Origin of the sequence: Aeromonas sp. R7-1 (assembly GCF_040908115.1) — a bacterium.
In the GTDB taxonomy this organism is placed as follows: domain Bacteria; phylum Pseudomonadota; class Gammaproteobacteria; order Enterobacterales; family Aeromonadaceae; genus Aeromonas; species Aeromonas caviae.
This window is the reverse complement of sequence record NZ_JBFODD010000059.1, coordinates 72,474-95,301: the sequence shown is the minus strand read 5'-3', so window position 1 is coordinate 95,301 and position 22,828 is coordinate 72,474. Positions and strand designations below refer to the sequence as shown.

The window sequence follows — 22,828 nt, the reverse complement described above, 5'->3', positions numbered from 1 at the left end:
CGTCTCGCCCGGCACGGGGCATCACAGGGTGAGCAGGCGCTCGTTTTCCACCGTCTCTATCCCGCTCTCCTGGATGGCAAGGCGCGCCATGGCGTGCGCCACCTGACTGGCCTCGATGGCACGCCAGCGGCGCAGCGACCCGCGCAGCAGGGGCTTTACCAGCGGATAGATGGCCTGGATGATCTGCTCCGAACGGCGCGCAGGTTCGCGATGGCCGAGCAGCATGGCCGGGCGCAGGATGACGAGCCGCTGCCACTCCTGGGCCAGCAGAGCCTGCTCCATCTCGCCCTTGGTGCGGGGATAGAGGGCAGGAGAACCCGGGTTGGCGCCCAGACTGGAGATCACCAGCAGGCGGCGGCAGCCGTGGCGACGGGCGAGCGCGGCAAAGGCCAGCACATAGTCGAGATCGACCCGGCGAAATGCCTCGGCCGAGCCGGCATCCTTGCGGGTGGTGCCAAGGCAGCAGAAGGCAATGTCCACAGGGGAGGGCAGCGTCAATCTGTCCAGCGCGTCGAACGAGGTGGGTAGCCAGGTGCGTCCCGGAGCGGGGTCGCCCGGTTTGCGGCAGAGCAGGAGGAGGTCGTGCTCCGTCCCCAGCTCGCGCAGCAAGGCTTTGCCAATCAGACCGGTGGCGCCGGCAATCAGGAATCGACTCATGATGATCTCCTCGGGGCAATGAGGCATCCAGAGTGTTGCCCGGCGACATCACCGGGGCCAGAGAGAACAAAACCGGCAGAAGCCGGTTTTGTGATGTCATCTAGAGCGGTGTGGTGAAGGCGGCAGGGAGAGGGAAATCACCGGTCACGGTGGCCAGTCTGTCACCCACGAAGTTGAGGGTCAGCTCCTTGCGCTCCTTGTCGCCCCGACCGGGCTGGAACTCATAGAGGTAGTACCAGGTGTTGGGGTCAAAGCTGTCGCGCAACATGGGAGAACCCAGCACGAACTCGACCTGTTCGCGGGTCATGCCCTGGCGCAGCTTGTCGACCTGCTTTTGTTCCACATAGTTGCCCTGGGGAATATCGATGCGATAGACCAGGCTGCAACCGGACAGGGTGAGGGCGGTCAGGGCCGCGGCAATCAGGTGTTTCATCCGCATATCGGGTTCAGATCATCCATACAGTCTTTTTAGCTCGGCAAATCATACCCACTCCCCGTGCGGAAGTAAAAAGCCATTGATCCATCAGCCAATAAAAAGGGCCGCGTGGCGGCCCCTGGCAGATCTTGCCCCCTTACATGGCGGCGCGGAAGATGGCGACGATCTCCGCGTGAGTCGCCTGCCTGGGGTTGGTGAGACCACAGGCATCCTTGAGCGCATTGGTGGCCAGCACGTCTAGGTCGTCGGCCCTGACCCCGAGCTGCTCCAGACCGGTGGGGATCTTGACGTCGCGAGCCAGTTGCCGGATGGCGTCAATGGCTGCCGCCGCACCCTGCTCATCGCTCATGGCGCTCACATCCACCCCCATATGACGGGCTACATCCTTGAGCCGACCGGCGCACACCCGGGCGTTATAGGCCTGGACATGGGGCAGCAGCACCGCATTGCACACCCCGTGGGGCAGGTCGTAGAAGCCGCCGAGCTGGTGAGCCATGGCGTGCACATAGCCCAGGCTTGCGTTGTTGAAGGCCATGCCGGCCAGGAACTGGGCATAGGCCATCTGCTCGCGGGCATGGAGATCCTCCCCCTGATGCACGGCGGTGCGAAGGTGTTCGGCAATCAGTGCGATGGCCATCACGGCGCTGGCATCGGTGACCGGGGTGGCGGCGGTGGAGACATAGGCCTCGATGGCGTGGGTCAGGGCATCCATGCCGGTGGCGGCGGTGAGGCCGGCGGGCTTGGCCAGCATCAGTTCCGGGTCGTTGACCGACATCAGCGGCGTGACGTGCTTGTCGATGATGGCCATTTTCACCTGACGGGATTCGTCGGTAATGATGCAAAAACGGGTCATCTCGGAGGCGGTGCCGGCGGTGGTATTGATGGCGATGAGCGGCAACTGCGGCTTGGTGGAGCGATCCACCCCCTCGTAATCCTTGATGCTGCCCCCATTGGCGGCCACCAGGGCGATGCCCTTGGCGCAGTCGTGGGGTGAGCCGCCGCCGAGCGAAATGACGCAGTCGCAGCCGTGGGCCCGGATCATCGCAAGACCCGCCTCGACGTTGGCCACTGTGGGATTGGGTCTGGTCTCGTCGAACACCACGGCACCGATGCCGTGCTCGGCCAGGAGGGCGGCAAGCCGGCCCACCACGCCAATCTGGCCCAGGATCTTGTCGGTGACGATGAGCGCCTTGCGATAGCCATGTCCCTGGATATCCGCTGCCGCTTCCTGCAGGCAGCCCGCCCCCATCAGGTTGATTGCGGGAATGTAGAACTTGAATGTCGCCATGATGGACTCCGTATGATTAGCCATTAAGTGGTATGCGGGCGCCAACATAACAGCGTCGGAGGGGATGAGAAGGGGTCAATGGTATCTCGTTTGCAACTTTGTGGACTCGATCGCGCTCTTTAAATGGAGGGTTGATCAAGGCTTGACAAGGGATGGGAGAGCAAAAGGAGCGTAAAAACGTTTTTCAAGAAATTCATCATCTTAGCAAACGTTTCGCGCCATTTTTGTCAGCTTTGAAGCGCAGAAGTGTGAGGCGCATCAAGGAATTGGAAAGCGCTTTCGACCATAGTTGGCGCCTCCCCGGATGAGGGGACACCGGCTTGAAAGTACCGTAAAGAATCACCTTAACTGCACTCGGCTGCCATGCGGCGGGGCGCAACCAGGAGTCCACTATGTCTGATGTATTTCACTTGGGTTTGAAAAAAGCGGATCTGCAAGGCGCCACCCTGGCGATCGTCCCCGGTGACCCCGAGCGCGTGAAGCGCATCGCAGAGCTGTTGGACAACCCGGTGCACCTGGCCAGCCATCGTGAATTCACCACCTGGCGCGGCGAGATGGACGGCAAGGCCGTGATCATCTGCTCCACCGGTATTGGTGGCCCGTCCACCTCCATCGCGGTGGAAGAGCTGGCCCAGCTGGGTATCCGTACCTTCCTGCGCATCGGCACCACCGGCGCCATCCAGCCGCACCTGAACGTGGGCGACGTGATCGTCACCACCGGCTCCGTGCGCCTCGACGGTGCCAGCCTGCACTTCGCGCCGATGGAGTTCCCGGCCGTGGCCGACTTCGACTGCACCACCGCCCTGGTGAACACCGCCAAGGAGCTGGGCTCCAAGCTGCATGTGGGCGTCACTGCTTCTTCTGATACCTTCTACCCGGGTCAGGAGCGTTACGACACCGTATCCGGCCGCGTGGTACAACGTTTCCAGGGTTCCATGAAAGAGTGGCAAGCCATGGGCGTGCTGAACTACGAGATGGAGTCCGCGACCCTGCTGACCATGTGTACCAGCCAGGGCCTGCGTGCGGGCATGGTGGCCGGTGTCATCGTGAACCGTACCCAGCAGGAAATCCCGAACGCCGAAACCATGGCGAAAACCGAATCTGATGCCATCAAGATCGTGCTGGGCGCCGCCCGCAAGCTGATCTGATAGCACCACACCGAGTGGGGGGTGGGGGCCGTTGCGAAAGCGCGGCCCCTATCTTTATCCGCCGTTTGCCCCTTTTGCCTTCCTGGCCCTGCTTTCCCCCTTCTTCGTTACCCCTGTTGCCCCGTCATGGCCGCCAGTGCCTGCGCAAAGGGCGCTTCACAGCGGATCTGTACCGCTTCGCCGCTCACCGGGTGCACAAAACCGAGTTCACTGGCGTGCAGCATCAGTCTGGGGGCCCGTTCGCAGCCGGGCGGGAGCAGGCCGCCATAGAGATCGCATCCCAGGATGGGGTGGCCCAGCCACTGGCTGTGGATGCGCAGCTGGTGGGTGCGCCCGGTCTCCGGTACCAGCCTGACCCGGGTCAATGGCACCGGCTGGCCTGCCCCCTCCAGGGTGAGCCGCTCCATCACCCGATAGCGTGAGCGGGCGGGTTTGCCGCTGGCGGCGCAGATGCTCATCAGCGGGAACAGCGCAGGATCCTTGGCAATGGATGCGTCGATGACGCCCTCATCCGCCGCTAGATGGCCGCAGAGCAGTGCCTCGTAAGCCTTGCTCACGGTGCGCTGGCTGAACTGGTGGCAGAGCAGGGCGTTGATGCTCTTGTTTCTGGCCACCACCATGACGCCCGAGGTGCCAAAGTCGAGGCGGTGCACCAGGGTGCAGCCGGGGTAATCCTGTACCAGCCGGTAATGGACCGAATCGAGGTTCTGCGGATTCTTGCCCGAGAGGCTCAGCAGGCCGCTCGGCTTGTTGATGAGCAGCAGATGCGCATCCTCAAACAGGATCTCGATGGTGGCGGCGCAGAGCGGAGCAACAAAGGTGTCGATGATGGCGGACATGGGGCAACCGGACGATGAAGGGGGAGGGATCATACCCGAACGATGGCGGCGCGGCGAATCTGGGTGTCCGCTCCCAAGGCCTGTCGCCAAGTACTTGATCTCGTTGGTTGAGGCGTTTTGTGACTCCCTCCTGAGTTCATCTGGCCATCTCTTGCTAAGGTATGGCTCCCTGTCATGTTGTAAGGAGTCTGTCCATGGCGTTGCCCGTTATTCTCGATTGCGATCCCGGCCACGATGATGCCATCGCCCTCATTCTGGCGCTGGCGAGCCCCGAGCTGAAGGTGCTGGCGGTCACCACCAGCGCGGGCAACCAGACCCCGGACAAGACCCTCAACAATGCCCTGCGCATCCTGACCCTGCTCGGCCGCGACGACATCCCGGTGGCGGCGGGGGCTGACAAGCCCCTGGCCCGTGAGCTCATCATCGCCGACAACGTCCACGGCGAATCGGGGCTGGACGGCCCAGAGCTGCCGGATCCCGCCTTTGCTCCCCGGGCGATGAGCGCCCTTGAACTGATGGCAAGGTGTCTGCGCGAGAGCCCGGAGCCGGTCACCCTGGTGCCGACCGGGCCGCTTACCAACATTGCCCTCTTGCTGGCGGCCCACCCCGAGCTCAAGCAGAAGATCGCCCGCATTGTGCTGATGGGGGGCGCCGCCGGTGCGGGCAACTGGACCCCCGCGGCGGAATTCAATATTTATGTGGATCCCGAAGCGGCCGATATGGTCTTCAAGTCGGGGCTGCCCATCACCATGTGCGGGCTGGACGTGACCCACGAGGCCCAGGTGATGGACGAGGATATCGAGCGGGTACGCGCCATTCCCAACCCGGTGGCGCAGTGCGTGGCACAGCTGCTCGACTTTTTCATGATCTATCATCGGGATCCCAAGTGGGGATTTGCTGGCGCGCCGCTCCATGACCCCTGTACCATCGCCTGGCTGCTGGCGCCCTCCCTGTTTCACGGGGTGGAGTGCCGGGTCGATATCGAAACCGGCGGAACCCATACCCTGGGCATGACGGTGGTGGATCGCTACGACCTGACCGGCAAACCGGCCAATGCCCTGGTGCTGCTGGGGCTCGACAGGGTCGGTTTCATCGAGTTGCTGGTGCAGCGACTGCGCTCATTTGGTTGACATCCTGGACATCGGATAAGGGGTTGGGAATGTGGAAAGGGACGTTGGCGCTGCTGACATGCATGCAACTGACGGGTTGCGCGACCCCGTTCGAGAAGATGTGGCAGGGGCTGGCGACCTGCGAGCTGGACACCCTTCATCTCGACATCGAGACCGGGCGCCCGGCCAATCCGCAGCTCGCCATGTATACCCCTGACAAGGTGAGCGAGGGCTTTGCCTGGTACAAGGTCCATCAGGAGCTGCACGGCCTGCCCATCGTCGGCTTCCTGGTGCCGGCCTCCACCTTCGAGGTACATGCCCTCTTCGTGGATACCCCCATCGCCAATGCCCGCAGGCTGACCCACAACGCCTATGGCAGCGAATTTTCCGACGAGAGGCTGCATGACGAGGGGATGGCCCCCCTGTTGCTGCGCGACCCCAACAATCCCAAGCGCTCCATCATCGACTGTACCCGGGGTGAGTCGGCGGAGCCGCTGCCGGAAGCGTCTTTCGACGAAGGGGAGTGAGTCCGGGGGAGGGCAACGGGATATCAGGCCAGACAAGAAAGGGGACAGCCGCAAGGCTGGCCCCTTCTCTATGGGAGGCAGAGCAGGGCCCGGGGTGTCAGGGATACCCCAGGGTCTGCCTGATAACGGGAAGCTGCGCGGCAATCCAGGCCGGATTGATGGGCCCCCAGTCACTGATGCGGTAGTGCCCCTGCAGATGGCGAGCCCCCTCGGTCTGCTCGAAGGCGCACTGGATGTCGAGCTCTGCCAGGGCGCTGAGGGTGTCCTGGGCGGTGCGGCGCGGCATGCCGGTTGCCTCCATGATGGCGGGCACGGTGTCCGTGCCCTGACTGATGAGGTGAGCCACGTAGAGCCGGCGATAGAAGCTGGTGCGGGTCTTGCTCGGCTCGCTCATATCTCGTCCTCGAGGCGATCGAAGTAGCGCCAGGTGGCGATGGCCGCCTTGCCCATCACCAGGGCCCAGACACCGAACCAGAACCAGCGGAAGAAGCTCCAGGTGGAGGCATCGGGCTCGGTGCTCGCGATCTTGGTGACGTTGGGGAACATGGAGAACATGTTCACGCGCCAGCCGTAGGAGGTGATGATGGCCAGGCGTTTTTCGAACTCCATGGACTTGGCCTTGGCCTGGACGTCGGCGGCGTTGAATTTGAAGTAGAAGGGCCAGCCCCATTCGGTGTCTTCATTGCGAAACACCCGGATCTTCTCGCCGGGGCGCTCGGTGTAGATGTAATAAACGTCGGTGGTGGGGCCGTCAGCCGGGTTCTTCTGGCTGATGGGGCCATCCTTGTCGGTGCGCTTCACCTCCACCCCGGTGATGGTGGCGATGGTGTGTTCCGGCAGATAGAAATCGAGCCAGAGTGCGGAGAGCAGGGCGATGAGGCCGAGCGTGATAAAAGCGGGTTTCTTGAACTTCAGGCTCATGATGATCTCTCGATGAGGGGGAGTGACGTGCCTCTACCATACCCACATTTGCGAATGCAGCCCAGCCCCCAATGACACCTTGATGGCAAAAACCCGTTTTAAACAGGAGGCGTGAAGGGGGAGGGGCAAGTGCGGGGCCTGCGCCGGGCCCCGCGGTATCGAAGAGACCCTCTCGGGATCAGAGCTGGAACTGGGCGAGCTGCCTGCGCTGCTGCTCGGCGAGCTGTGACAGTTCGTGACTGGCGGCGGCACTCTGGCTGATGCCGGCGGCGTTCTGGTTCACGATCTCGTGGATGTTGGTGAGGTTGCGGCTGATGTCGGCGGTGACGCAGGATTGTTGTTCTGCCGCGGTCGCCACCTGGGCGTTGGCACCGTTGATCTGGTTGACCGCGTCCGTGATGCCCCCCAGCAAGGCCTGTACCTCGGCGGAGAGCTGCCGGTTGTGGCCGAGGATCTCCAGGGTCTGCTGCACGCCGCTGTTGGCGGAGAGGGACTGGCTCTGCAACTGCTCGATGATGGCCTGGATCTCCTTGGTGGAGTCCTGGGTACGGGCGGCCAGCAGGCGCACTTCGTCGGCCACCACCGCAAAGCCGCGGCCGCTTTCACCGGCGCGGGCCGCCTCGATGGCAGCGTTGAGGGCCAGCAGGTTGGTCTGCTCCGAAATGCTCTGAATGACTTCGATCACCTTGCCGATCTGCTCGGACTGGGACTTGAGCCTGGCCACCACAGTCGCGGCATTCTCCAGACTGCCCGCCATGCGGCCGTTGGCCTCGATGCTTTCGGCAAACAGGGTCAGCCCCTGCTCGACCCGACTGTTGGCATCCCGGGCCAGCTCGTCGGCCAGGGCGGCATTGTGGTTGACGTTGTCGGCGGTGCTGGCCAGCTCGGTGACGGCGGAGGCCACCTGTTCGGTCTCACCGCGCTGCTGCTGGGCGTTGACCTCTGCCTGGGTCATCACAGCGGCAAGCTCGGTGGCGGCGGAGGCCACATTGCCGCTGATGCCGGTCAGGGTCTGGATGGTGTTGGCAAGCTGGCTCAGGGTCCGGTTGATATCCCTGGCGAGCTGGCCCAGCTCGTTGTTGCCTTCGGCATTGGCACGCACGTTGAAGCGGCCGAGGGCGACGGCGTGCATCACCTCCTGCAACTGGCCGATGGGCTGCACGATGCGCCCGGAGATCCACCAGCCACCCAGCAGGGCCGCGAGCAGGGTGCCCCCCATCAGCAGCAGGGTGCGCAGCAGGGTCGCGCGGTAGTGGGCCTGCTCCTCGGCAATCTCAGTCTGGGTCAGCTGATTGATGTGGACGGACATGGCATCGATCTGCTTGATGAGCGCCTCCCCCAGATCGCGAAAGTGCAGGCGGGCCTGCTCATAGGCGGCGGGATCGCCACTGCCTTGGTACTTGGCGGTCAGCAGGGGCAGCATGCTGCTGCGGGTATGGCCGAGGTAGGCCTGCAGGGCGGCCGCGACCTGACGGTTGTCCTGCTCGGCTCCGGTGACAACCAGTCTGGTCAAGATGGCGCCAATCTCCAGTTCGGCGGCGGAGAGCTGGGCCGGCAACTGGGCGAAGAGGGCCTCATCGTAGAGGCCGTAGATGGCGTTGGTGCGCAACCGGTAGGTGGCGTGGATCAGGGCCGCGATGTCGTCCTTGTGGCGGGTGACGCTGGCGGTGGTTTCATTCATGTCCTGAATGGCACCGTCGATTTCCTGTTTGCTGATCACGGCCATCAGCAGCATCAACAGGCTGGCGAGCAGGAGAGGGATAAGCACTTGAAGACGAATGGACAGATTATTCAATGACATGAAAGATCCTAACCCGAAAGAGGAGTGAGGCGGCATCTTACACAGGCGCGACAATCCTTGTCACAGGGTTTTTAATGCTGAATTCTTGCTGAATGAAAAGGTTTTTCTTGTGTTAAAAGAGTGTGATAGGCAAGATCATCTGCTTGTTACCCTGGAGGTGTAGTGTGTCCGACTGGATTGATCCCGCCATCTTGGCGCTCTTTATTCCCACGTTCTTTTTTGTCTCAGTAACCCCCGGTATGTGCATGACCCTGGCGATGACCCTGGGCATGAGTCTGGGGGTGCGCCGTACCCTGCACATGATGTGGGGGGAGCTTGTCGGCGTCGGCCTGGTTTCCGTGCTGTCGGTGGTCGGGGTGGCGGCAGTCATGCTCAACTACCCGGCCCTGTTCTCTGCATTCAAATATGTAGGTGGCGCCTACCTGGTCTGGCTCGGCATCCAGATGTGGCAGGCCAAGGGCAAGATGGCCATCCCGGCGGATCTCTCGGCGGGTCAGCAGACCAGCCCCATGGGACTGGCCGTGCAGGGGTTCGTGACCGCCATCGCCAACCCCAAGGGGTGGGCCTTCATGGTCTCCCTGCTGCCCCCCTTCATCAATGCGGCCAAGCCGATGGCACCCCAGATAGGGGCCCTGGTCGCGCTCATCCTGGTCATCGAGTTCTCCTGCCTGATGCTCTATGCCAGCGGTGGCCGCACCTTGCGCCATTTCCTCGCCAAGAGCGGGAATGTCACTCTGATGAACCGGATCGCGGGCTCTCTCATGCTGTTTGTCGGGGTCTGGCTGGCCTTCGGCTAGACACCCGCTCAATCTGCCGCCCTATGTGACGCCATGGGGCACCTGAAGAGAGATCATGCAAAAAGGCCACCTCCCTGCCCGGGAGGTGGCCTTTTACATGGGCCCGTTTTTCATGGACTCATGGGGTCAGTCGGTCAGGCAGTCCGGATCGAACACGTACTCCCCGGCCAGCCAGCGCAGGATCTCGTTCACGCAGGCCTGATCCTGGAACGGCAGGTAGCGGCTCTTGAGGTGGATGACCTGCTCGGGGGTGAGCTGGGCCAGACCGATGTCCTGGAAGAGCGGCAGGTCGGCCTGGATCATGGCGGAGATCTGCGGTCCGCAGGTGGCGTTGAGGGAGGCGTGCAGCGCCTTGTCAGGATCGTACTGCTTGCCGAGCTTGTAGCTCATGGGCAGGGTGGCGAGCGGCAGGGCCGAGAGGGCCGCCTGCTTCATGGGATTGACCGCATGGCCGCTCACGAGATCCGCCAGCTCTGCCGGACGGTTTTCGAAGGCGCGCAGGTGCAGGAAGCTGCTCGCCTTGCTGCCGTCGTTGACCGGATAGTTGTCCCACAGGAAGGGCTTGCGATGGAGCCAGTCGGCGGCCTGTTTGAGGTGGGCAGCCGGATACTCGGTGGAGCAGACTTTGGGGCCGGTCCAGAAGACATCGATGCGCTTGTCGAGCCCCTGACCCAGATCCTGCAGATAGTGGGGGGGCATGGCACCGAACACCTTCTCCAGCACCGGATCCGTGCTGTAGTAGCTGGGGCAGAACAGCAGGCGGCCTGCGTCGGTGTGGGCCGCGATATCGTGGGCGATGGTGAGCTGCCAGTGGGCGAGATCCGGGGTGTCCCCCTTCATGTCGTCAAACAGGATCGCCAGGATATCGGGCTTGAGCGCCTCCTCGATGAGCTTCACTTTCTCCAGCAGGGCGGGTCGCTGGCGTGCATAGTCGTGATGAGCCCCCATGGGGCTCAGGCCCACCCCGAAGGCCAGACCGTTCTCCCGGCACTGGCGGGCGAGCTGGCACAGGGCTTCAAGCTGTTCGGCGGGCCAGGGCGTGGCCCAGTGCTTGCGTAGGTAGCCGTCTTCCTTGGGGGCGTAGAGGTAGAAGCCATAGCCGTGGCGGGGCAGCCACTGGGCGTAGCGGGCACGGGCTTCCCAGCTCCAGCCCTTGCCAAAGAAACCCTCGATGAGGCCCAGCTTGGGCGAGGGAGGATACAGACCGGACAACAGGGTTTGATAAGGCATGGTTCACTCCCTTCTCACACAAATGCGGGCTACGATGGCCGGCGCCTAGACGGGGTCTTCTTCCAGGAAGCGCACCCCTATCTTGCGGGGTTCACCCTCTTCCATTTCCGCCACCGTCCAGAGCAGTCCCTGCCAGGCGACATGGTCACCGACCACCAGATTATCGCCCAACTGGTGGGCAATAAAATCGCCGAGGCTCTGATCCGCCATCTCGCTCACATCCAGCCCGTAGAGCGGGGCGAGATCCACCAGCCTGGCGTTGGCCTCCAGCAGGAAGTCACCGAAGAAGCGCGGGCCCAGATCCTGCTCCGGCGCCTGGCTGAAGAGCTGACCGAGGGCGGGCAGGTCGTGCTCGTGGCCGATGACGCACAGGATGTCATCGGATTGCAGGCAGGTACTGCCCGAGGGGTGGAGCAGCTCCTGGCCGCGGAACAGGGCGCAGATGCGGGTGCCCTGGGGCATGCGCAGCTCCCGCAAGGGAGAGCCGATGCACCACTTCTCGGCGCTCAGGCGATAGACGAAGGTCTCCCACTGGCTGTCGAGATCGATTTCCAGCCCAGAGCGGTTGATGGGAGAGGGCGGTGCGGGCACCTCCACTCGCGCCAGCTTTGATGCCAGCGGCAGCGAGCTGCCCTGCAGGATCAGCGAAACCAGCACCACGAAGAAGGCGACATTGAAGTAGAGCTGGGCATTGGGCAGCCCCGCCATCATGGGGAAGACCGCCAGGATGATGGGCACGGCGCCGCGCAGCCCCACCCAGGAGATGAACCAGCGCTCGCGGGGCGCGAAGTTCTTGAACGGCAGCAGTCCAATCCAGACCGACACCGGACGGGCAAACAGGATCATCCACATGGCCAGAGCCAGCGCCGGCAGGGCGATGGGCAGCAACTTGTGGGGAGAGGCGAGCAGCCCCAGCACCAGGAACATGCCGATCTGGCTGAGCCAGGTCAGGCCGTCCAGCACGGAGAGGGTGGTACTGCGGCTGCGCAGGGAGAGGTTGCCAAGCAGCAGGCCGGTGAGGTAGATGGCGAGGATGCCGCTGCCCCCCACCGCCGTGGTGAGGGCGAAGATGAGCAGGCCGCCGCTCACCGTGAGCAGGGGGTAGAGACCGGGGGCGAGCTTGGCACTGTTGATGAGCTTCCACAGCAGCCAGCCCCCGGCAAGGCCGATGCCAGCGCCCAGCCCGAACTGCTTGACGAGTTGCAACAGCAGGAAGCCGGCATCCAGCCCCTGCTGGGCGGTGGCCAGCACCTCGATCAGGGTGACGGTGAGAAAGACCGCCATGGGATCGTTGCTGCCCGACTCTATCTCCAGGGTGGCGCTGACCCGCTCGTTGAGGCTGCGCCCGCCGAGCAGGGAGAAGACCGCCGCCGCATCGGTGGAGCCGACGATGGCACCGATGAGCATCCCCTGCATCAGGTTGAGGTCGAACAGCCAGGCGGCGGCGAGGCCCGTGAGGCCGGTGGTGATGGCCACCCCGACCGTGGCCAGCGAGAGCGCGGGCCAGAGTGCGACCCGAAAGGAGGAGACCCGGGTGCGCATGCCGCCGTCCAGCAGAATGATGGCCAGTGCCAGGTTGCCCACCAGGTAGGCGACCGAGTAGTCGGCGAAGTGGATGCCGCCGGGACCATCCTCACCCGCCAGCATGCCGACGGCGAGGAAGATGACCAGGATGGGGATGCCGACTCTGGAGGAGAGTGCGCTCAACAGGACACTGGCGCCCACCAACAGGGCACCGATGAAGAAGAAACTGTTGACGGTGGTGGCATCCAATGGCGAACTCCTTATGGCGGGCTGCAAAACAGGCACATTATATGCAGATTGACCCCCTTTGTGTGGCTTAATTGTGCATTGTTTTGCAGTTTTTTACGTTTGTTGCGCAGTTTTCAAGCAGGGCAAGGGCGGAGTGCCCGCGCGGGAAAGCGAAGGGAAAGGGGACAATGGATGGGGCTTTCAGGGCCGGCTCAGGGGGCGGCAGAGGGCGAAAAAATGCCGTGGACGGGAAGGGGGCAGGAGCGCCGACGGGCTCCTGCGAGGGGGTCAGTCGTCCTCGTCGTCCTTGACCTCCCGGATCTTGTCCTTGTACTTGGGCAGCTGTTTCTCGAGCTGCTTCATGTCCTTGATGGCGTTGAGAAACAGGCCGAGCAGAAACAGCAGCGGCAAGCCTATCCATAACCACAAGCTCATCAGAATCTCCTTTCGTGGTGTGCCGGGGTGACATAGCGGGCCAGGATCTCGTCGAGATGAGCCAGGATGCACTCCTTGCCTTCAATATCCGCCCGTTCCAGACAAAGCGCCAGCGCCGCCGGATCCAGGGCCAGCCCGTCGGATTCGGGCGCGAAGCTCAGGTGCCAGGGCTCGTAGGCCACCCCCTGATCCGGTTGCTCCCCTTTTGCATAGGGCAGGAAGAAGCCGAAGTCGTTCATGTGATCGTCCAGCCACTCGCGCAAATCGGCAAACCAGCCGCCCGCCTCGTACTCCCAGGGTTCCAGCGCGAGCCGGGTGCCGGCGGGCAGGCAGTCCGGATCGTAGATGTCGAGATCCGTGCCCCAGTGATGGCGGCTGGTGCCGGGCAGGGCACTCCAGTGCAGGATGGCGTGCAGTCGCTCGGTCTCGCCCAGTTGCAGGGCATCGAGGGGCTGGTTGTTCGCATCCAGCAGAGGGCGCTCCCCGCGCCATTTGCCGTTCCAGATGGCGAGCTGGCGCTCGAAGCCGCGCCAGCTGGAGGCCGCCTGCAGGTTGAAACCAGCATGGGCGGCAGCCACCTGCATGTCGTTGAAGGCCGCCGCGGTGGCGGCGGTCAGACGATGGGGGCCGCGCCCCACCAGGATGAGGTGGCTCTCATCCAGCCCAAGCAGTTGATCCTGATTCATGGTCTGGTCTCTCTTGTCCGGAGCGCCGCTCATGCCAGCAGTCGTGCCAGCACCCCTTGGTACATGTCCGCCAGCAGATCCAGATCGTCCGCCTTCACGCACTCGTTCACCTTGTGGATGGTGGCGTTGACCGGGCCGAGCTCGATGACTTCCGCCCCGGTGGGAGCGATGAAGCGCCCATCGGACGTGCCCCCCGTGGTGAGCAGGGCCGGCTGCTGGCCGTTCACTGCCGCCACGGCGGCGACAGTGGCGTCCAGCAGGGCGCCGGTGTCCGTCAGGAAGGGCTGGCCGGAGAGGGTCCACTTCAGCTCGAAGTCCAGGCCGTGACGGGTCAGCAGCGCCTCGACCCGCTCGCGGATAGCCGCATCGGTGAGCTCGGTGCTGAAGCGGAAGTTGAACTGGACCTGCAACTCCCCCGGGATGACGTTGGAGGCGCCGGTGCCGCCCTGGATGTTGGCGATCTGGAAGCTGGTGGGGGGGAAGTAGGCGTTGCCCTTGTCCCACTCGATGGCGGCGAGCTCCGCCAGCGCCGGGGCCGCCTTGTGGATGGGGTTGTCCGCCAGATGGGGGTAGGCGACGTGGCCCTGCACCCCGCGCACCAGCAGATCGCCGGTGATGGAGCCGCGACGGCCGTTCTTCACCACGTCCCCGACCTGGGCGGTGGAGGAGGGTTCGCCGACGATGCACCAGCGGATCTTCTCGTTGCGTGCCTCCAGGGTGTCGATGACGCGTACCGTGCCGTTGATGAAGGGCCCCTCTTCATCCGAGGTGATGAGAAACGCGATGGAGCCCTTGTGGTCCGGGTGCTCGGCCACGAAGCGCTCGGTCGCCACCACCATGGCGGCCAGGGACCCCTTCATGTCGGCGGCGCCCCGGCCATGGAGCATGCCGTCCTTGATGGTCGGCTCGAATGGCGGGGTGTCCCACTTCTCCAGGGGGCCGGCGGGCACCACGTCGGTGTGGCCGGCGAAACAGAAGAGGGGGCCCTCGCTGCCACGGCGTGCCCAGAGGTTGGTGGTGTCCTCGAAGATCATGGGTTCGATGACGAACCCCAGGCGCGCGAGGCGCTCCGCCATCAGGGTCTGGCACCCTTCATCCAGGGGGGTCACGGAGGGGCGGCTGATCAGATCCTTGGCCAGTGTGATGACGTCCGACATCGGTGTTCCTTAACAGAAAAAGTTAACGGGAGAAGAGGGATTGATAGAGGTCTGCCTTGAAGCCCAGGGTCAGGGTGCCGTCCTGGTCCAGCAGCGGGCGCTTGATCATGGCCGGGTGGGCCAGCAGCAGGTCACGGGCCTTGGCGGTGTCGAGCCCCTGTTTTTCTGCTTCCGGCAGGGCGCGGAAGGTGGTGCCACGGGTGTTGAGCAGGGCTTCCCAGCCCAGCTTGGCGAGCCAGAGATCGAGCTGCTCCGGGCTCAGACCGTCGGCGCGGTGATCGTGAAAGCGGTAATCGATACCCGCCTCCTCCAGCCACTTGCGGGCCTTCTTGATGGTGTCGCAGTTCTTGATGCCATAGAGGGTGGTGGCCATGGGGGATCCTTTGTCTGCGGGCCGGCGGCCCTGAAATCATGCAAGGGCCCGATTCTGGCATTGTGGCCCCCCCATGGCAACGCTCATGGCCGGATGGGCTGGTTTTACCAGTCAGGCCGAATGGAGAAGGGAGGGAGCCGCGCGCCAGCACACGCTGGTCTGGGACGGGATGCGCTGCGGTATCAAAGGGGGAGACCGGGGGCAGGAGGCCCTTATGCTGCACGCCTGGCCGGATAGGACGACAGGGGGCAGGGCGCCTCACAGGGACACACACCTGGCCTGGGGCCGGGGAAGAAACGGTGGGGGCCAAAAACCAGAACGCGCCTGCTGGTATGGGCGCGTTCCGGATTCAGGGGGCGGCACTCAGTGCAGGGTGGTCCACTCGTGATCGAAGACCCGTGCCCGCTCCCAGGGGGCATCCGGCAGGCTGGAGGAGAGGCCGGCGTACTTGCCCACGTCATCCATCACGATGGCGGAGAGAATGGGCAGGTGATTTTCGGTGCAATACATGCGGATGCGTTGCAGCAGGGTGCGCAGTTCATCCTGGCACTGCTCCAGCCCGGCCTGCCTGGCCAGTTTGGAGTAACGAATGGTGGTGCGTTCCTTTGCAGACTCGACGAGGATGTCCCACAGCTTGCAGTCGCAGGTCGGGGTGCCTGCGGTGGCTTGGTTTGTCATAACTCTCTCCGGTGCGAAATGGTCGCTCTGTGTCGACGGGCATCTTGGCCAGTTCACCCTGGCGGGATGTTGATCCAACGCAAACAAAGTGGCGGTTGTCGGTCAGGGATACCCTGGGGAGCATTCTAGATCCAGTTCTGTGATGTTAAGTGTCGTTTTTAATTTCATTTTCGGAATAAAAATCTGCAACCGTTTGCTTTTTCCATCTTTATTGATGGTGATCAAGAGGAAAGGGGAGATCCACCACTAGATTGCGCTTCTCGATAATTTTGTCAGGAGTGCACCTTGGAACTCGTCTTCGTCTTGCTCGTGCTGATCGCCGTGGTCTACGGCATCATCAAGGATTACAACCCGCAGGCGGTGCTGGCGCTGGCGGGCATGGCCCTCTTTGCGGTGGCCTACTGGCTGGGACTGCACCCCATACTGCCCGCCGACAAGAGCACCGGGTTTGCCCTGTTCGATCTGTTTGAGGTGTTCAAGGGGATCTTCTCCTACCGGGCGGCCGGGCTCGGCCTCACCATCATGGCGGTGGCGGGCTTTGCCACCTACATGTCCCACATCGGCGCCTCCCAGGCCCTGGTGCGGGTGGCGGTCAAACCGGTGGCGGGCATCCAGTCCAGCTACCTGATGCTGGCCATCTGCTACCTGGTGGCGGTCTTCGTCTCCCTGTTCGTCACCTCCGCCACCGGCCTCGGCCTGCTGTTGATGGTCACCATGTACCCTGTGATGCGCAACCTCGGCATCAGCCCGGCTTCCGCCTGCGGCGTCATCGCCACCTCCCAGGCGTTCGAAATCGGCCCGACCCAGACCAACGCCATCTTCTCCGCCGGTCAGTCCGGCTTGGATCCCACCAGCTACTTCGTCGACTACCAGATCTGGCTGGTGGCCCCCATGTTGCTGGTGACCATGGTGCTGCACTTCTTCTGGCAGCGGCACTGTGACCGCCAGGAGGGCTGGGATCCGGCCCTGCATCGCGGCGAACACGCGGAGCTTGACGAGCAGGGGGCGGACGAGGTGGCCGCGCCAACCTGGTACGGCCTGCTGCCCATCATCCCCTTCGTGCTGATGATGACCTTCTCCAAGCTGCTGGTGACCACCATCAGCGTCAGCGTGGAGGTGGCCATGCTGCTGTCGGTCTTTATCGGCATGCTGTGCGAGCTGCTGCGCACCCGCTCGGTGCGCACCGCCTTCGCGGGGCTGTCGAGCTTCCTCGACGGCATGGGCAAGGTGTTCGGCCCCGTGGTGGCGCTGATCGTCTGTGCCGAGCTCTTCGCCGAATCCCTCAAGGCCATCGGCGCCATCGACACCCTGCTCCATTCGGCCAGCAATGCCGGCATCGGCAGCGGCCTGATGACCCTGGTGATGGTGGGGCTCATCATGGTGGCGGCGGTCATCATGGGCTCGGGCAACGCGGCCTTCCTCAGTTTCTCCTCCCTGGCCCCCGCCGTGGCGGCCAAGTTTGGCGTGCCGGCGGTAACCATGCTGCTGCCGATGCAGCTCGCCTCCAGTATCGGCCGCACCGTCTCCCCCATCGCGGCGGTGCTCATCGCCTGTGCGGGCATCGCCAAGGTCTCTCCCTTCGTGGTGGTCAAGCGTACCAGCGTGCCCATGGCGGGGGCCCTGGTGACGGCGCTGCTCCTCAACTATCTGCTGTTCATGTAAAGGCTCTGGTGTAGAGGTGGCGGCCAGTTGATCCACGCTGGCCGACCGCCGTTGACGAGGCGGCGCCGAGTGCCCGCCCACTCTTATCGTTGCAAAAACAGTCTGTGTTTTACGCAGATTGTTCCATGGAGAAGACAATGAACGACCTCAAGCGCCCGTTTTCCCTCGATACCTATCTGGCGGATCTGGCCCCGCTCATCAACCTCGACTGCGGCACCCGCACCCCGGCCGGGGTGGCCCGGGTCGCCGATATCATGACCGAGAAATATGAGGCCATCGGCTGGCAGGTGACCCGCCACCAGTTCGCCGCCGAGTGCGGGCCTTGCCTCGAGGCAACCAATGCCCCGGGGGCGGATCACTACGACGTCATGCTGGTGGGCCACATGGACACCGTCTTCCCCGAGGGGACGGCGGCCAAACGCCCGCTGAAAATCGAAGGCAATCAGGCCTTTGGCCCCGGCGTCTCGGACATGAAGAGCGGCCTGCTCTCCACCTGGTATGCCTTGAAAGAGCTGGACCCGGCCGTGCTGGCCAGGCTCAAGGTGCTGGTCTGCTGCAACTGCGACGAAGAGATTGGTTCCCCCTGGTCCAAAGAATGGCTGGTGAAAAAAGCCAAACAGAGCGGCTGCGTGCTGGTGGCCGAGGCGGCCCGCCCGAGCGGGGATCTCATCAGCGCCCGCAAGGGCAATGCCAAGTACCGCATCACCTTCCACGGCAAGGCCTCCCATGCAGGCTCGGCCCTGGCACAAGGGGTTTCCGCCATCACGGAGCTGGCCCACTGGGTGCTCGCCATCAACGAACAGGTCAACATGGAAACCGGCACCACCATGAACGTGGGGGTGGTGCAGGGGGGCACTGGCGTCAACGTGGTGCCCGACTTTGCCGAGGCGATCGTGGATTTGCGCTTCTGGCGCAACGAAGAGGCGCAGGCGGTGCACGACCGGCTCACCTTCATGGCCAAAAACCCCTTCCTCGCCGGTTGCCGGGTCGAGGTGGCGCGCCAGAGCTTCAAGCCCGCGATGCGCCCGAGCGGCGACACCGAGGCCCTGATGGCACTGGTGGAGGCGGCAGGCAGGGAGGAGGGCGTCCCCTTCACCTGGCTGGAGGCCGGTGGCGGCTCCGATGCCAACTTCACCGCGGCGGCCGGGGTGCCGTCGCTGGATGGCTTCGGCCCCATGGGGGGCGGCTTCCACTCGGAGGGGGAGTTCCTGCTGCTGGAGAGCATCGAGCCGCGCATCCGCCTGCTTAAGCGGGTGCTGGGCAAGCTGGCCAAATAGGTCAACGTTAAGGACAAGCAAAACGGGAGGCCAGCGCCTCCCGTTTTTTATGTGTCGCCCTCGTGAGAGGTCATTCCTCGTCCTCCAGCAGATAGGCAAGGTGCTCCTGGCGCGCCACCTGCCAGTGGCCGAGCGTCAGCGGCGCCGCAAACCCGGGGCCGTCGGTCACCATGGTGTGGTACTCCCCCTGCTCGCCGCAGGCATCGAAGCCCCGGGTTGTCGCCAGTTGCTGCAATTCGGCCAGGGTGGCCGCATCGAGCCTGCGCCCCACCCACTCGGGGGCCAGTACCCGGGTATCGACGCAGGAGAGGTGGGCGACGATGCCGCGGGCCAGCATGTCCGCCAGCAACGCCTCGCGGGGTTGTTGCCAGAGCGGGGTGTGAACGGTGAGCCCCAGGGAGCGACAGCGCTCGCGGATCCAGTTCGGCGCGCCCCCCACGCTGTCGATGTCGCCGGTGACGACCCCATCGAGTTGCCACTCCTCTTTCAATGCCGCCAGGGCCCGCTCATAACCGAGATCGAAGGGCGCTTCGATGGTGACCAGCCGATGGGGCAGTGCGAGGGCCGCCGCCTGACGGCGAACCTGTGACAGGGGATGGGCGAGAAAGCGGGGCGCTGGCGGGGCAAAGGTGATCAGGGCCACCACCTGATGGCCCGCTTCCCGGGCGTGGCAGAGGGCCTGCATGGCATCTTTGCCGCCGCTCCAGAGCAGGATGACGCGAGACATGGGGGATTTCCGCAAAGAAAAGAGGGGTCATGCTACCCAGAGTGGGGGGCGATGGCAAAGCGCGGGTCGGAGATGCGGGGATAAAAAAGCGGCTCCCACGGGGGAGCCGCTCGCACTGGATGTCTGTTACAGCAGGATGCTGGTCAGGATGAAGCCCAGGGTACAGGAGGTCACCACCCCGATGAGGCCCGGAATGATGAAGCTGTGGTTGATGATGAACTTGCCGATGCGGGTGGTGCCGGAGCGGTCGAAGCCGATGCAGGCGAGATCGCTCGGGTAGGTCGGCAGCACGAAGTAGCCGTAGCTTGCCGGCAGGAAGGCGATGAGCAGTTTGGGTTCGACCCCCAGCGCCAGCCCCATGGGGGCGATGGCGGTGAGCGCCGCGGCCTGGCTGTTCACCAGCTTGGAGATGAGGAAGAGCACCAGGGCGTAGGTCCAGGGCTGGGCCTGTACCACGTGGGCCAGGGTCTCCTTGAGCAGCGGCATGTGGGCCTGGAAGAAGGTTTCGCTCATCCAGGCGACCCCGAACACGGAGAAGATGGCGACCATGCCCGCCTTGAAGACGGCGCCGTTGGCGATCTCCCCCGGCTTGACCTTGCAGCGCATCAGGATGATGGCGCCGGCGATCAGCATCATCATCTGGATCACCAGGTTCATGGAGAGGGGGCCCGTCTTCTCTTTGATGGTGAAGACGGGGCGCAGCGCCTCATCGGCCCCCAGCAGCACCACGGCAGCGATGGCGGCAAAGAAGATCCAGGTGGACCAGTAGGCCTCTTTCGGGAACTTGGTGTTGAGCAGGGTTTCACCACCGCCGTAGATGAAGTCCCGCTGGGCAGGGTCCTTGATCTTGGCCTGGAACTCCTCGTCCTTGTCCAGATCCTTGCCGCGGCGCAGGCTCCACAGGGCCGCCATCATGACACCCATGAGAGAGGAGGGGATGGCGACCATCAGGATGTCGAGCAGACCGTAGGCCTGACCCACGCCGTGAGCCGCCGCCAGGATGGAGACCATGGAGACCACGGCCACCGAGACCGGCGAGGCGCAGATGGCCATCTGGGAGGCAACGGACGCCACTGCCATGGGGCGCTCCGGGCGGATGTTCTTCTGCAGCGCGATGTCGGCGATGATGGGGAACATGGTGTAGACCACGTGGCCGGTGCCGCACAGGAAGGTGAGGGTCCAGGTAGTGAGCGGCGCCAGCAGGGTGATGTACTGGGGGTGACGGCGCAGCAGACGCTCGGCCACCTGCATCATCAGGTTGAGACCGCCGGCGGTCTGCAGGGTGGCGGCGCAGCCAATGACCGCCAGTATGGTCAGCATCACTTGCACCGGCGGCTCGCCCGGCACCAGGCCGAAGACGAAGGTCAGCAGGAACAGACCAATGCCGCTGATAAGACCCAGCCCCATGCCCCCGAAGCGGGTACCCAGCAGCAAGCAGCCGAGTACCACCAAAAATTCCATCAAGATCATTCCATTACCTCGTGTGTTTTATCCATGTCCCCATCGGCCAGCTGCCCGGGATCCGCTGTCATCAATTACCCCTGAAGGGTTAATGGATATTTTGTCACCCCTAAAGGGGTAAAAAATTGCGTTGCTTCAACAACCGGCTTTTTTCCGATTTAAGTGCATAAAAACTACGGTTCAGCCCTTGAACAGGGGGCCGCGTCCTGGCGCACACCAGATAAATGACGGGAAAGATGGGGGAGCGCACAGGGTTGGGCATGCAAAAGGCGGGAATAACGGGGGCAGGAAGAGCGAGGCGGGCATAAAAAAAGCCGACCCCGGGGGTCGGCTTTTGCACGGTGCGAGTGGGCGGGTCGCCTTAGAACTCGGCGGTGCGGGGAGTACGGGGGAAGGGGATCACGTCGCGCACGTTGCCCATGCCGGTCACGTAGACCACCAGGCGCTCGAAGCCCAGACCGAAGCCGGAGTGGGGCACGGTGCCGTAGCGACGCAGATCGCGGTACCACCAGTAGTCTTCCTTGTTCAGACCCATCTCGGCCAGACGGGCATCCAGCACCTCGAGACGCTCTTCACGCTGGGAGCCGCCGATGATCTCGCCGATCCCCGGGGCCAGTACGTCCATGGCGGCAACGGTCTTGCCGTCGTCGTTGAGGCGCATGTAGAAGGCCTTGATGTCCTTCGGGTAGTTCTTCACCACCACCGGGGACTTGAAGTGCTCCTCGGCCAGGTAGCGCTCGTGCTCGGAGGAGAGGTCGATGCCCCAGGAGACCGGGAACTCGAAGCTCTTGCCGCAGTTTTGCAGCACGTCGATGGCGTCGGTGTAGTCAATCTGGGCGAAGTCGGAGGCGACGAAGCGCTCCAGACGGCCGATGGCGTCCTTGTCCACGTGCTGGGCGAAGAACTCCAGATCGTCGCGGCGCTCGGTCAGCACGGCGTTGAAGACGTACTTCAGCATGGCTTCGGCCAGGGCGGCGTTGTCTTCCAGATCGGCAAAGGCCACTTCCGGCTCCACCATCCAGAACTCGGCCAGGTGGCGGCTGGTGTTGGAGTTTTCGGCGCGGAAGGTCGGGCCGAAGGTGTAGACCTTGGACAGGGCGCAGGCGTAGGTTTCGACGTTCAGCTGGCCGGACACGGTCAGGAAGGTCTCCTTGCCGAAGAAGTCCTTGTCGTAGTCCACCTTGCCTTCGGGGGTGCGCGGCAGGTTTTCCATGTCCAGGGTGGAGACGCGGAACATCTCGCCGGCCCCTTCAGTGTCGGAGGCGGTGATGAGGGGCGCCGCGATCCAGAGGTAGCCCTGTTCGTGGAAGAAGCGGTGAATGGCCTGGGAGAGGCAGTTGCGCACCCGGGTCACGGCACCGACGATGTTGGTGCGGGCACGCAGGTGGCCCTGCTCGCGCAGGTACTCGATGCTGTGGCGCTTGGCAGACATGGGGTAGGTGTCCGGATCTTCGACCCAGCCCACCACCTTGACCTCGGTGGCCTGCAGTTCGAACGCCTGGCCGCTGCCCTGGGACTCGACCACGGTGCCGGTCACTTCGACGGAGCAAGCTGTGGTCAGACGTTGCACTTCATTCTCGTAATTGGCCAGGGTATTGGGGGCGACAGCCTGCACCGGATGGAAGCAGGAGCCATCGGAAACGGCCAAAAATGAGATCCCCGCCTTGGAATCGCGGCGGGTCCGGATCCACCCTTTCACAGTCAGGGTGGTGCCGACCGAATACTTACCGGCCAGCACATCAACTACGGATGCGTGCGTCATCGAAATATTGTCTCCAGCTTGTTCTTGCAGCGCTATTTGCAACACTAGGGGTCTGGCCCGGGCGCAGTTGGCCCACCATGGCAGACTAAGCCGTTCATCTTACCC

At 63.7% G+C, this 22,828-nt stretch carries 23 protein-coding genes; 6 read left to right on the top strand and 17 right to left on the bottom strand.

Going from position 1 to position 22,828, the window contains the following annotated elements:
- Positions 1–21: 21 nt before the first annotated feature.
- From AB5Y51_RS17915 to yiaY, 3 genes are all read right to left on the bottom strand, one after another.
- On the bottom strand, positions 22–657 hold the full coding sequence (locus AB5Y51_RS17915; RefSeq protein WP_263309224.1) for an NAD-dependent epimerase/dehydratase family protein: 636 nt from the start codon (positions 655–657) through the stop codon (positions 22–24).
- Positions 658–757: 100 nt separating this feature from the next.
- Positions 758–1,096 (bottom strand): outer membrane protein assembly factor BamE, encoded by a 339-nt coding sequence (locus AB5Y51_RS17910; RefSeq protein WP_029314185.1) that lies wholly within the window; start codon positions 1,094–1,096, stop codon positions 758–760.
- A 133-nt stretch (positions 1,097–1,229) separates the two neighbouring features.
- Positions 1,230–2,381, bottom strand: coding sequence for an L-threonine dehydrogenase (yiaY, locus tag AB5Y51_RS17905; RefSeq protein ID WP_277856746.1), 1,152 nt, complete (start codon positions 2,379–2,381; stop codon positions 1,230–1,232).
- Between the two features lie 392 nt (positions 2,382–2,773).
- Here yiaY and udp point away from each other — a divergent pair, with 392 nt between their 5' ends.
- A complete protein-coding gene (gene udp, locus AB5Y51_RS17900; protein ID WP_010674037.1) occupies positions 2,774–3,529 on the top strand; it encodes a uridine phosphorylase in 756 nt (251 codons plus the stop codon).
- Positions 3,530–3,636: 107 nt separating this feature from the next.
- Here udp and AB5Y51_RS17895 read toward each other — a convergent pair whose 3' ends face one another.
- Entirely contained in the window at positions 3,637–4,401 is a 765-nt protein-coding gene (locus tag AB5Y51_RS17895; protein WP_236276447.1) for an RluA family pseudouridine synthase, read from the bottom strand.
- Positions 4,402–4,562: 161 nt separating this feature from the next.
- Between AB5Y51_RS17895 and rihA the strand changes: the two genes are divergently transcribed.
- Both rihA and AB5Y51_RS17885 read left to right on the top strand, forming a co-directional pair.
- Complete coding sequence (gene rihA / locus AB5Y51_RS17890; protein WP_368178869.1) at positions 4,563–5,498, top strand: pyrimidine-specific ribonucleoside hydrolase RihA; 936 nt, start codon at positions 4,563–4,565, stop codon at positions 5,496–5,498.
- Between the two features lie 29 nt (positions 5,499–5,527).
- A complete protein-coding gene (locus AB5Y51_RS17885) occupies positions 5,528–6,004 on the top strand; it encodes a hypothetical protein (RefSeq protein ID WP_167824847.1) in 477 nt (158 codons plus the stop codon).
- 97 nt (positions 6,005–6,101) lie between these two features.
- On the opposite strand, the gene AB5Y51_RS17880 is transcribed toward AB5Y51_RS17885, so the two are convergent.
- From AB5Y51_RS17880 to AB5Y51_RS17870, 3 genes are all read right to left on the bottom strand, one after another.
- Positions 6,102–6,398, bottom strand: a complete 297-nt coding sequence (locus AB5Y51_RS17880; protein WP_039039881.1) for a helix-turn-helix domain-containing protein — start codon at positions 6,396–6,398, stop codon at positions 6,102–6,104.
- Entirely contained in the window at positions 6,395–6,925 is a 531-nt protein-coding gene (locus tag AB5Y51_RS17875; protein ID WP_039039880.1) for a DUF1523 family protein, read from the bottom strand. Before AB5Y51_RS17875 ends, AB5Y51_RS17880 begins: the two co-directional genes overlap by 4 nt.
- 178 nt (positions 6,926–7,103) lie before the next feature.
- A complete protein-coding gene (locus AB5Y51_RS17870; protein WP_368178867.1) occupies positions 7,104–8,726 on the bottom strand; it encodes a methyl-accepting chemotaxis protein in 1,623 nt (540 codons plus the stop codon).
- Between the two features lie 164 nt (positions 8,727–8,890).
- Here AB5Y51_RS17870 and AB5Y51_RS17865 point away from each other — a divergent pair, with 164 nt between their 5' ends.
- Complete coding sequence (locus AB5Y51_RS17865) at positions 8,891–9,523, top strand: LysE family translocator (RefSeq protein ID WP_039039878.1); 633 nt, start codon at positions 8,891–8,893, stop codon at positions 9,521–9,523.
- A 126-nt stretch (positions 9,524–9,649) separates the two neighbouring features.
- Here the strand turns inward: AB5Y51_RS17865 and AB5Y51_RS17860 are convergent, their stop codons facing one another.
- From AB5Y51_RS17860 to AB5Y51_RS17830, 7 genes are all read right to left on the bottom strand, one after another.
- A complete protein-coding gene (locus AB5Y51_RS17860; RefSeq protein ID WP_266141521.1) occupies positions 9,650–10,753 on the bottom strand; it encodes a beta-N-acetylglucosaminidase domain-containing protein in 1,104 nt (367 codons plus the stop codon).
- Positions 10,754–10,798: 45 nt separating this feature from the next.
- Complete coding sequence (locus AB5Y51_RS17855) at positions 10,799–12,526, bottom strand: potassium/proton antiporter (RefSeq protein WP_201894913.1); 1,728 nt, start codon at positions 12,524–12,526, stop codon at positions 10,799–10,801.
- A gap of 267 nt (positions 12,527–12,793) precedes the next feature.
- Positions 12,794–12,940 (bottom strand): hypothetical protein, encoded by a 147-nt coding sequence (locus tag AB5Y51_RS17850; RefSeq protein ID WP_010674048.1) that lies wholly within the window; start codon positions 12,938–12,940, stop codon positions 12,794–12,796.
- Positions 12,940–13,626: a M15 family metallopeptidase gene (locus AB5Y51_RS17845; RefSeq protein ID WP_039039936.1), complete on the bottom strand. Its 687-nt coding sequence runs from the start codon at positions 13,624–13,626 to the stop codon at positions 12,940–12,942. Before AB5Y51_RS17845 ends, AB5Y51_RS17850 begins: the two co-directional genes overlap by 1 nt.
- Positions 13,627–13,655: 29 nt before the next feature.
- Positions 13,656–14,783 (bottom strand): succinyl-diaminopimelate desuccinylase, encoded by a 1,128-nt coding sequence (dapE, locus tag AB5Y51_RS17840; RefSeq protein WP_042016356.1) that lies wholly within the window; start codon positions 14,781–14,783, stop codon positions 13,656–13,658.
- Between the two features lie 22 nt (positions 14,784–14,805).
- Positions 14,806–15,156, bottom strand: coding sequence for an ArsC family reductase (locus AB5Y51_RS17835; RefSeq protein ID WP_039039874.1), 351 nt, complete (start codon positions 15,154–15,156; stop codon positions 14,806–14,808).
- Positions 15,157–15,519: 363 nt separating this feature from the next.
- On the bottom strand, positions 15,520–15,834 hold the full coding sequence (locus AB5Y51_RS17830) for a hypothetical protein (RefSeq protein WP_010674057.1): 315 nt from the start codon (positions 15,832–15,834) through the stop codon (positions 15,520–15,522).
- A 285-nt stretch (positions 15,835–16,119) separates the two neighbouring features.
- On the opposite strand from AB5Y51_RS17830, the gene dcuC reads away from it, so the two are divergent.
- Positions 16,120–17,496: a C4-dicarboxylate transporter DcuC gene (dcuC, locus tag AB5Y51_RS17825; RefSeq protein ID WP_368178864.1), complete on the top strand. Its 1,377-nt coding sequence runs from the start codon at positions 16,120–16,122 to the stop codon at positions 17,494–17,496.
- Positions 17,497–17,633: 137 nt separating this feature from the next.
- Positions 17,634–18,773 (top strand): M20 family metallopeptidase, encoded by a 1,140-nt coding sequence (locus AB5Y51_RS17820; protein ID WP_368178862.1) that lies wholly within the window; start codon positions 17,634–17,636, stop codon positions 18,771–18,773.
- A 70-nt stretch (positions 18,774–18,843) separates the two neighbouring features.
- Here the strand turns inward: AB5Y51_RS17820 and AB5Y51_RS17815 are convergent, their stop codons facing one another.
- The 3 genes from AB5Y51_RS17815 to asnS form a co-directional block, all read right to left on the bottom strand.
- The gene (locus AB5Y51_RS17815; RefSeq protein ID WP_324046836.1) at positions 18,844–19,500 is read right to left on the bottom strand and encodes a hypothetical protein; all 657 of its coding nucleotides are present in this window, start codon (positions 19,498–19,500) and stop codon (positions 18,844–18,846) included.
- Between the two features lie 126 nt (positions 19,501–19,626).
- Positions 19,627–20,970, bottom strand: coding sequence for an anaerobic C4-dicarboxylate transporter (locus AB5Y51_RS17810; RefSeq protein WP_041215561.1), 1,344 nt, complete (start codon positions 20,968–20,970; stop codon positions 19,627–19,629).
- Between the two features lie 352 nt (positions 20,971–21,322).
- Entirely contained in the window at positions 21,323–22,723 is a 1,401-nt protein-coding gene (gene asnS / locus AB5Y51_RS17805; RefSeq protein WP_039039869.1) for an asparagine--tRNA ligase, read from the bottom strand.
- Positions 22,724–22,828: the final 105 nt, after the last annotated feature.